The organism is Streptomyces sp. URMC 124 (genome assembly GCF_051386455.1).
Taxonomy (GTDB): Bacteria; Actinomycetota; Actinomycetes; order Streptomycetales; family Streptomycetaceae; genus Streptomyces.
Genome location: NZ_JBPQTS010000219.1, coordinates 1 through 9,098, shown reverse-complemented (window position 1 = coordinate 9,098; position 9,098 = coordinate 1). Strand labels below are relative to the sequence as shown.

At 74.3% G+C, this 9,098-nt stretch carries 9 protein-coding genes; 3 read left to right on the top strand and 6 right to left on the bottom strand.

Annotation, left to right across the window (positions count from 1 at the left end):
• Positions 1–617 precede the first annotated feature (617 nt).
• From ACSNOG_RS30385 to ACSNOG_RS30375, 3 genes are all read left to right on the top strand, one after another.
• On the top strand, positions 618–1,379 hold the full coding sequence (locus ACSNOG_RS30385) for a response regulator transcription factor (RefSeq protein WP_436755920.1): 762 nt from the start codon (positions 618–620) through the stop codon (positions 1,377–1,379).
• On the top strand, positions 1,372–2,481 hold the full coding sequence (locus ACSNOG_RS30380; RefSeq protein ID WP_436755919.1) for a sensor histidine kinase: 1,110 nt from the start codon (positions 1,372–1,374) through the stop codon (positions 2,479–2,481). Before ACSNOG_RS30385 ends, ACSNOG_RS30380 begins: the two co-directional genes overlap by 8 nt.
• 109 nt (positions 2,482–2,590) lie before the next feature.
• Positions 2,591–3,880: a benzoate/H(+) symporter BenE family transporter gene (locus tag ACSNOG_RS30375; protein ID WP_436755918.1), complete on the top strand. Its 1,290-nt coding sequence runs from the start codon at positions 2,591–2,593 to the stop codon at positions 3,878–3,880.
• Between the two features lie 22 nt (positions 3,881–3,902).
• On the opposite strand, the gene ACSNOG_RS30370 is transcribed toward ACSNOG_RS30375, so the two are convergent.
• From ACSNOG_RS30370 to ACSNOG_RS30345, 6 genes are all read right to left on the bottom strand, one after another.
• Positions 3,903–4,400 carry a nucleoside deaminase gene (locus tag ACSNOG_RS30370; RefSeq protein WP_436755917.1) on the bottom strand — a complete coding sequence of 166 codons (498 nt, stop codon included), beginning with the start codon at positions 4,398–4,400 and terminating at the stop codon, positions 3,903–3,905.
• Between the two features lie 92 nt (positions 4,401–4,492).
• Positions 4,493–4,966 (bottom strand): cyanase, encoded by a 474-nt coding sequence (gene cynS, locus ACSNOG_RS30365; protein ID WP_436755916.1) that lies wholly within the window; start codon positions 4,964–4,966, stop codon positions 4,493–4,495.
• 55 nt (positions 4,967–5,021) lie between these two features.
• Entirely contained in the window at positions 5,022–5,630 is a 609-nt protein-coding gene (locus ACSNOG_RS30360; protein WP_436755915.1) for a carbonic anhydrase, read from the bottom strand.
• Positions 5,631–5,763: 133 nt separating this feature from the next.
• Positions 5,764–8,178, bottom strand: a complete 2,415-nt coding sequence (locus ACSNOG_RS30355; protein ID WP_436755921.1) for a SpoIIE family protein phosphatase — start codon at positions 8,176–8,178, stop codon at positions 5,764–5,766.
• An 11-nt stretch (positions 8,179–8,189) separates the two neighbouring features.
• A complete protein-coding gene (locus ACSNOG_RS30350; protein ID WP_436755914.1) occupies positions 8,190–8,402 on the bottom strand; it encodes a hypothetical protein in 213 nt (70 codons plus the stop codon).
• 160 nt (positions 8,403–8,562) lie between these two features.
• Positions 8,563–9,098: MarR family winged helix-turn-helix transcriptional regulator (locus tag ACSNOG_RS30345; RefSeq protein WP_436755913.1), on the bottom strand; the 536-nt coding region annotated here is incomplete at its 5' end.

Here is a 9,098-nt window from a genome sequence, read left to right as displayed (position 1 = left end):
CCCCCCCCCCCCCCCCCCCCCCCCCCCCCCCCCACGCCCGGGAGAACCGGCGGGGCCGGCGGCACGAAGCCGCCGGGCCCGCCGTGACGCGCCTTACCGTCTGGCCTGGGGATCGTCGCAGGCCTGGCCGTCGCCGCCCTTCCCCTCCGGAGCGATCTCCGAGGCCCAGCCCTCGGGAGGCTCCTGATAGGGGCTGCAGGTCCCGCACGAGGCACACGTCCACCTGCCGTGTACCCCCAGGACGACGGATCCGCAGCCGCTACAGGTGTTGGTGGTGTAGTAGGGCTCGCCGGGTGCGGCGTGTGAGCGCCATGCCTGCTCTTCCATGTCACCCAGACTGCCATGAACACTGTGAGCACGAGGACTTCCCGTCAGGACCGTTGATGGTCGACGCGCCACATTCGGGACAGTTCATGACCCCCCTTCCTGCCTGCGGCGCACGCCGGGCAGCAGCAAATGCCGGTGGACCAGCCGTAGTTGCCTTCACCATCGGACAACCGGGCCGAAGGCACCAGACACCGTGCTCGAAGTGTGATAAGCGCGATGAGCGGGGGCACGGCCGCCGGTGGCACCGGGGTCGTGGAGCGCCGCGCGCCGGGCGGTGCGAGGCTTGCCGCATGCACCGCACACCGCCTTCCCGTGTCCTCGTCGTGGACGACGACCCCACCGTCGCCGAGGTCGTCGCCGGCTACCTCGACCGCGCCGGCTTCACCGTCGACCGGGCCGCGGACGGCCCCCGCGCCCTGGAGCTGGCCGCGCGGGTCCGCCCCGACCTCGTCGTCCTCGACCTGATGCTGCCGGGCATGGACGGCCTGGAGGTGTGCCGCAGGCTCCGCGCGGACGGCCCGGTCCCGGTGATCATGCTCACGGCCCGCGGCGACGAGGAGGACCGCATCCTCGGCCTGGAGGTGGGCGCGGACGACTACGTCACCAAGCCGTTCAGCCCCCGGGAGCTGGTGCTGCGCGTGGCGTCCGTCCTGCGCCGCGCGCAGGCGCGCGCCACGGATGCCCGCCCGGCGCCCCTGCTGCGGGCGGGCGGCATCGTGCTCGACCCGGCCGCCCGCCGCGCCACGAAGAACGGCGCCGTGCTCGCGCTCACGCTGCGCGAGTTCGACCTGCTGTCCTTCCTGCTGCGCCACCCGGGGCGGGCCTGCTCCCGGGAGGAGCTGATGCACGAGGTGTGGGGCTGGGAGTTCGGCGACGTGTCGACGGTGACCGTGCACGTGCGGCGGCTGCGCGGCAAGATCGAGGACGATCCGGCCCGGCCGCGGCTGATCCGGACCGTCTGGGGCGTCGGCTACCGCTTCGAGGCGGACGCCCCGCAGCCTTCCGGCGGGCCCGGACCGCAGGCCCGCGGCGAAGGGACCGGCCGTGCGTGACGTCCTGCTGATCGCCCTGTACTCCTTCCTCGGCGCGGCGGCCGCCGGGCTGCTGGGCGCGCTCGCCCTGCGGGCGCTGCGCCACCGCTCGGTGGCGGTCTCCCTCACGGTGGTGGCCGTCGTCTCCGTCGTGGCGATGCTGGCCGGAACGCTCGCCGTGGCCCGCGCGATGTTCCTCTCCCCGCACGACCTGACCGTGGTCACGACGGTCTGCGCGACGGCCGCCGTGGTCTCCCTCGCCACCGCCCTGCTGCTGGGCCGCTGGGTGGTGGCGCGCAGCGCCGCCCTGACGCGCGCCGCGCGCTCCTTCGGCGACGAGGGCCGCTTCGCGGCCCCGGGCGGCGGCGCCACGGCCGAACTGGCGGCGCTGGGGCGCGAGCTGGCGGCGACGAGCGGGAAGCTCGCGCGCTCGCGGGAGCGGGAGCAGGCGCTGGAGGCCTCGCGGCGCGAGCTGGTGGCCTGGATCTCGCACGACCTGCGCACCCCGCTGGCCGGGCTGCGGGCGATGTCCGAGGCCCTGGAGGACGGCGTGGCGGAGGATCCCCCGCGCTACCTCCGCCGGATGCGCCAGGACGTGGAGCGCCTCGACGCCATGGTCGGCGACCTCTTCGAGCTCTCCCGCATCCACGCCGGGGCGCTGCCGCTGCACCCGAGCCGCATGTCGGTGTACGACCTGGTGGACGACGCCCTCGCGGGGGCCGGGCCGCTGGCGCGCGAGCACGGCGTCGCACTGACCGGGGAGGGCGTCGAGGCGGTGCCGGTCGAGGTCGACGGCAAGGAGATGACCCGCGTCCTGGGCAACCTCCTCGTCAACGCCATCCGCCGCACTCCCGCCGACGGCACGGTCGCGGTCGCCGCGCGCCGCGAGGCGGACACGGTCGTGCTGTCCGTGACGGACGGCTGCGGCGGCATCCCGGAGTCGGACCTCCCGCGGGTCTTCGACACGGGCTGGCGCGGCAGCGAGGCCCGTACGCAACCGGGCGGCGCGGGCCTGGGCCTGGCCATCGTCCGCGGCATCGTGGAGGCGCACGCGGGCCGCGCGACGGTGAGCAACGTCCCGGGCGGCTGCCGCTTCGAGGTGATCCTGCCGGCGGCACCGTAGCCGGGTCGCCGTGCGCCCGCCGCGGGAGGGCGGTCACCGCAGCGCCTCCGCAAGGCGGTTGACGAAGATCAAGTCGTGTAGTGGACTCGCCCGCGTGCCCTCCCCACAGTTGACCCGACTCGCGCGGCGCATACGCTCCGCAGCACCCGCCGACGCGGTCACGGCGGGCTTCCTCGCCGTGCTCATCGGCATCACCAGTTCCGTGGCCATCGTCGTCACCGCCGCGAAGGCCGCCGGGGCCACGCCCGCGCAGCTCACGTCCTGGATGTTCGCGCTGGGCATCGGCATGGGGGTGACCTGCGCCGGGCTGTCGCTGCGCCACCGGGCGCCGGTCGTCACGGCCTGGTCCACGCCCGGTGCGGCCCTGCTGGCGACCGGTCTGCACGGGGTGTCGATGGCCCAGGCCGTCGGCGCGTTCCTGCTGTCCGCGGTCCTGGTGATCGTGAGCGGCGCGACCGGCTGGTTCGAGCGCGTGATGGACAGGATCCCCGTGCCGCTGGCGTCGGCGCTCCTCGCGGGCGTGCTCGTCCGGTTCGGCATGGACTTGTTCACGAAGATGCAGCAGGACTTCGCCGTGGTGTTCCCGATGTTCGCCGTCTACCTGGCCTGCAAGCGGTGGCTGCCGCGGTACGCGGTGATCGGCGCGCTGGGCACCGGCGTCGCGGTGAGCGCGTTCCGGGGCTCGTGGCACCTCGCTGGGCTGCACGTGGCGCTCGCCGAACCGGTCTTCGTACGCCCGGAGTTCTCCTGGCAGGTGCTGATCGGCGTGGGCCTGCCGCTGTACGTGGTGACCATGGCCTCGCAGAACCTGCCGGGCGTGGCCGTCCTGCGCGGCGCGGGCTACCGCACGCCGGTCTCGCCGCTGCTGACCTGGACGGGGATCGTCAACGCGGTGCTGGCCCCGTTCGGCTGCTTCGGCCTGAACCTGGCCGCGATCACCGCCGCGATCTGCACCGGCGAGGAGGCGCACCGCGACCCCCGCAGGCGGTACCTGGCCTCCGTGTGGGCGGGCCTGTTCTACATCACGGTCGGCCTCTTCGGCGGCGTCGTGGGCTGGCTGCTGACCGCCATGCCCTCCTCCCTCGTCATGGGCATCGCCGGGCTCGGCCTCCTCGGCACGATCGGCGGCTCCCTCACGGCCGCCCTCGCGGACGCGCGCATGCGCGAAGCGGCCGTCGTCACCTTCCTGGCCACCGCGTCGGGGATGACCCTGGCCGGCATCGGCTCGACGTTCTGGGGGCTGCTCGCCGGCGTCCTGACCATCGTGGTGCTGAACGCGCGCCGCCCCGAGCCCGCGGCGGCCCGGGAACGGGTGACGGTGGAGAAGGGGGAGAAGGGGGACAAGGGGGAGAAGCCCGCCGGGCCGGTGGCCGCCGCGGAGGAGACGGCGGCGCGCTGAGCGACCGCGGCAGCCGCCGACGTCAGGCGGTGGGGGCTCCGGCCACGCGGCGCTCGCCGCCGTTGCGCTCCTGCCAGGTCCGGTAGACGGCGACGGCCTCGTCGCGGGGTTCGTGGCGCATCGGCAGCCGGCGCTCGCTCCAGTCCTTGGCGAACTCCGCGTAGAAGGTGTCCAGCTCGAAGTACTTGCGGTCGTCGACGTAGTGGGGCGCGTAGTCCTCGCGCTGTGTGAGGAAGACGACCTCGTCGGGGCTGCAGTAGTAGAGGGAGCTCAGGCACATCGGGCAGGGGTGGGCGAGCACGTAGATCGTGGCGCCGGTCAGGTGCTCGGTACCGAGCCTGGTGCAGGCTTCGCGGATGGCGAGGATCTCGGCGTGCGCGGTCGGGTCGGCAGTCTGGGCGACGAGGTTGGGGCTCTCGGCGAGGATCTCGCCGTCCTTGACGACGACGGTGGCGAAGGGCCGGCCGCCCTCCTCGACGTTCTTGCGGGCGATGTCGATGGTGCGCTGAACGAAGTCCATGGTGTGCGTGCTCCTGGGGAGGGGTGCGGGCCCGCGCCCGGCGGAGGGCCGGGCGCGGGCGTTCTGCCGGATGCGGTGCGGGCGGCGGCGCCTCAGAAGGGCTTGGTGGGCAGGTACTTGCCGTCGAGCGTGATCACGGCGCGCTCGCCGCCCTCGGGGTCGGCGACCTTCTTCACGTCCAGCTTGAAGTTGATCGCGCTGATGATGCCGTCGCCGAACTGCTCGTGGACCAGGGCCTTGAGGGTGGTGCCGTAGACCTGGAGCATCTCGTAGAAGCGGTAGATGGTCGGGTCGGTCGGGACGCCGCCGGGGAGGGAGCCGCGGGTCGGTATGGTCTGCAGCAGCAGCGCGGCGTCGTCGTCCAGGCCGAGCAGGCCGGCGACGGCCTCGGCCGAGCGGGCCGGGAGGGCGTGCTGGCCGAGGACGGCGGCGGTGACGAAGGCGACGGACAGGCCGGCGGCGTCGGCCAGCTGCTGCCAGGTGAGGTCCTTGCGGGTCTTGGCCTCGACCGCGGCGATCGCGAGCTGCCGGCGGGCCTGCGGGTCGAACTGGGCGTGCGTGGTCATGGAACTTCCTTTGCTGACGATGTGACGGGTGAGGAGAGGACGGTCGTCGTGGCCGTCAGGCGGCCGTGAGGGCCGTGAACCGGCCGCTCGTGGTGTCGAGTTCCTCGACGGTGCCGGTGCCGATGTCGAAGACCCAGCCGTGCAGGCGCACGGTGCCGCGGTCGAGGGCGCGGGCGACGCAGGGGTACGTCGCCAGGTTCGCCAGCTGGGCCAGGACGTTGGCGCGCACCATCGCGGCGACCTTGCCCTCCGCGGGGGCGGTGCGGCATCTGGCGCGGGCGGCGTCGGCGTGCCGCAGCCAGCCGGCCAGAGCCGGCAGCGCCGTCAGGTCCGCGCCCTCGGCGAGGGCGGTCATGGCGCCGCAGGCGGAGTGCCCGCAGACGATGACGTCGGCCACGTCGAGGACGTCCACGGCGTATTCGACGCCGGCCGCGACGGCGTCGCCGCCGGGCGCGTGGGCGGGCACGAGGTTGCCCGCGGTGCGGATGACGAACAGTTCGCCCGGCTCGCGCTGGGTGATCAGCTCGGGGACGACGCGGGCGTCGGAGCAGCCGATGAACAGGGCACCGGGCCGGTGCGTGGTGGCGAGCCGCTCGAAGAGCTCCGCGCGCTCGGGGAAGACGTTCTGCCGGAAGTGCTGGACTCCCTGGGCAAGGTGGTGCATGGGTCACTCCCTTGGTGGATGCCGGTGGGGGCCGACGTCATCCACTGTGCATGACCTGCACCTATAACGTCCAAGAGATGGATTCCATGACTTCTATAGAGCTCATCTATGCCGAGCGATGACGGCCGAGCGATTACGGCAGCAGCTGCTCCGTCCACACCGTCTTGCCCTCCCGCCCGTACCGCGTGCCCCAGCGCTCGGTGAGCTGGGCGACGAGGAAGAGGCCGCGTCCGCCCTCGTCGGTCGTCCGGGCGCGGCGCAGGTGGGGGGCGGTGTTGCTGGTGTCGGAGACCTCGCAGATGAGGCGGGGCCCGCGGATCAGCCGCAGGGTGACCGGCCCGCCGGCGTAGCGGTAGGCGTTGGTGACGAGCTCGCTGACGATGAGCTCGGTGGTGAACGCCAGCTCGTCCAGCTCCCAGGCTCCGAGTTGCTCCGTCAGCAGCGCGCGGGCCCGGCCCGCGGCGCGTGCGTCCGACGGCAGCGTCCAGGTGGCCACGCAGTGCTCCGGGAGCACGCGGGTGCGGGCGAGGAGGAGGGCCACGTCGTCCCCGGGCTCGGCGGGCAGGAGGGCGTCCACGACGGCCTTGGCCGTCTCCTCCACCGAGCGTTCCGGGCGGGCGAGTTCGTGCGAGAGGCGGTCGAGCGCCGCGTCGATGTCGAGGTCGTGGCTGTGGATGAGGCCGTTGGTGTACAGCGCGAGGAGGCTGCCCGCGGGCAGTTCGAGCTCGGTCGCCTCGAAGGGCAGCCCGCCGAGGCCGAGCGGCGGCCCGCCGGGCAGGTCGGGGACGCTCACCTTCCCGCCGGGGTCCACCAGGACGGGCGGCGGGTGGCCGGCGCGGGCCAGGGAGCAGATGCGGGAGATCGGGTCGTAGACGGCGTAGAGGCAGCTGGCGCCGGTCACCTGGTCCAGGGGGAAGTCCCGGTCGTTGCTCTCCTGTTCGGCGGCGAGCCGGTACACGAGGTCGTCGAGGTGGGAGAGGACCTCGTCGGGGTCGAGGTCGAGTTCGGCCAGGGTGTGGACGGCGGTGCGCAGGCGGCCCATGGTGGCCGCGGCGTCGATACCGTGGCCGATCACGTCGCCGACGACGAGGGCGACGCGCGCCCCGGACAGGGGGATGACGTCGAACCAGTCCCCGCCGACGCCTTCCACGGCGCCCGCCGGAATGTACTGGTGGGCGACCTCGGCGGCCGGCAGCTCGGGCAGGTCGCCGGGCAGCAGGCGGCGCTGCAGGGCCAGGGCGGCCTGGTGCTGGCGGGTGTAGCGGCGGGCGTTGTCGATGCAGACGGCGGCGCGGGCGGCGAACTCGCCCACGAGGGTGAGGTCGTCCTCCTCGAACGGGTCGGGGCAGCCGGAGCGCCACAGGGTGACGAGGCCGAGGACGAGACCGCGGGCGGCGAGCGGCAGCATCATGACGGAGTGGGCGCCCAGGGCCCGGGCGTGGGGGGCGCGTTCCTGTGCGACGACGGCGAGGTCCTCGGGGGTGCGCAGCTCCGGCACGAGGACCGGGCTCTGTTCGGCCATGCACCTGCCCTGGGGGGTCTCCGGGCCGAAGCGGATGAGCCCGCCGAGCGGGTTGAGGGCTTCCTCGGCGCCCGGGGTGTCGGATCTGACGGCCGTCCGGCGCACGGGCCCGAAGCCGTCCTGCGAGGGCTCCTCGCCGCGGCTGACGGGGTCGAGAAGGTCGACGGTGACGGCGTCGGCGAGCCCGGGGACGAGCACGTCGGCCAGCTCGCGGGCGGTGGCGGCCACGTCCAGCGTGGTGCCGATGCGGGCGCCCGCCTCGTTGAGCAGGGCCAGCCGGAGCCTGGCCCGGTGCCGTTCGGTGACGTCTTCGACCAACTGGGTGACGCCGAGGATGTCCCCGGCCGAATCCTCCATGCGGAACGCGGAGACGGAGACGTAGCGGGCGCGGGAGGGGTCGGAGCGCAGCCGGCACGGCTGCTCCGTGAAGATCATCGGTCGTCCGGTCTCCAGCACCTCGCGCAGGCGGCCCTCCACCGTCTCCGTGTCCGCCGCCACCACGAAGTCGCCCGTGCGGCGGCCCCGCGCCTGTTCGACGGTGATGCCGCCGATCCGGGCGACGGCCCGGTTGATCCGCAGGATGCTCAGGTCCGGGGCGTGGACGGCCAGCCCCACGGGGGCGGTCCGGAACAGCCCGTCCAGGACCGAGCGGTCCGTCTCCCACTGGGTCACGTCCTCGGCCGGGGCGCCGACCAGGAACCATTCGGCGACGGGGCCCTCGCGGACGATGCACCGGGCGCGGACTCCCACGGAGATGCGGCGGCCGTCGCGGTGAAGGACGGGGACGACCCCGAACCAGCCGGTGTCCCGCCGGCAGGCGGCGGCCGCCGCCACGATCCCCTCCCGGTCGCCCGGGCCCACCAGCGCCTCCAGCGCGGGCCGCCCGATCACGTCGCGCGCCGCGTGGCCCAGCAGGGTCTCGGCACGGTCGCCCCAGCCCACCACGATCCCCCGGTGGTCCAGCACGGCCGACGCCGAGTTGCCGACCGAGAAGGGGTCCTCGGGGCTCTCGTGGAAGAGCGTCATCGCTTCGTCCGTCACACCGTCCTCCTTCCGTCGGACGCGCCGGGGCTGCCGTCTTCTGCTTCCACAGTGATGGGTGAGGGGCGTCGGCGCCGCCCCGCGCCGCGGTGCCTGCCCGGCGTGCGGCGCGGTGGGACGGGGCCGGTCAGTATGCGTTCCTCGTAGCGGCCCAGGGCGAGGATCGCGCACAGCAGCAGAGGGGGGAGGGCGAGAGCGAAGACGACCACGGGAGGCTCCTGCCGGGAGGAGGGGCTCATAAGGTCGCGTTGCCGCACAGGGGCGGCGCAAACCTGTCCAAGTGGCGCACATGGGTGGTTCGCGCTCCCCCATGTGGAGCAGGAGCGCTTCCGGGGCGTGCGGGGCGGACGGGCCGGCCACGGGCCGCCCCTACGCCTTCGGGGCCCCTGCCCTGTCCGGCGCGTCCACCGGCAGCGCGTCCACCGGCAGCGCCTCGGCGATCCGCTGCCGCATCGGCCGCCGGCCGAGGGCGTCCAGCGCCTCGGTGACCAGTCTGCTGAGCGGATACGACAACTCCGCCTCGAACTCCGCCGCCGCGGCGGCCGTGGCCGCCCATTCGGCGTCCAGCACCGGCAGCAGCGACTCGGCCCGGGCCGTCAGGCTCACGACGCGCTGCCGTGCGTCCCGCCCCGGCGCGAGCACGACGAGCCCCTCCTCGGCCATCCGGGCCACCGTCTGGCTCGCGGCCGAGTGCGTCACGCCGACGGCCCGCGCGAGGTCGCGGACGGCGCTCGGCCCCGAGGCGGCCAGCGCGCGGACGACGGGGGTGAAGCGCGGGCGGAACCCGGCCAGGCCGAGGTCCTCGTACACGGCACCGACGTCGCCGTCGAGCAGCTCCAGGAGGCGGCGCAGCCGGGTGCCGAGCAGTTCGGGGCCCGGGGTTCCCGGGGCGTCGGGGGCGTCGG

Excerpts from the sequence above, each read along its gene's own strand:
- ACSNOG_RS30370 (WP_436755917.1), bottom strand. The coding sequence starts at position 4,400 with ATGGACTTCGTTCAGCGCACCATCGACATCGCCCGCAAGAACGTCGAG.
- ACSNOG_RS30355 (WP_436755921.1), bottom strand. The coding sequence starts at position 8,178 with ATGACGCTCTTCCACGAGAGCCCCGAGGACCCCTTCTCGGTCGGCAAC.
- cynS (WP_436755916.1), bottom strand. The coding sequence starts at position 4,966 with ATGACCACGCACGCCCAGTTCGACCCGCAGGCCCGCCGGCAGCTCGCG.
- ACSNOG_RS30385 (WP_436755920.1), top strand. The coding sequence starts at position 618 with ATGCACCGCACACCGCCTTCCCGTGTCCTCGTCGTGGACGACGACCCC.
- ACSNOG_RS30360 (WP_436755915.1), bottom strand. The coding sequence starts at position 5,630 with ATGCACCACCTTGCCCAGGGAGTCCAGCACTTCCGGCAGAACGTCTTC.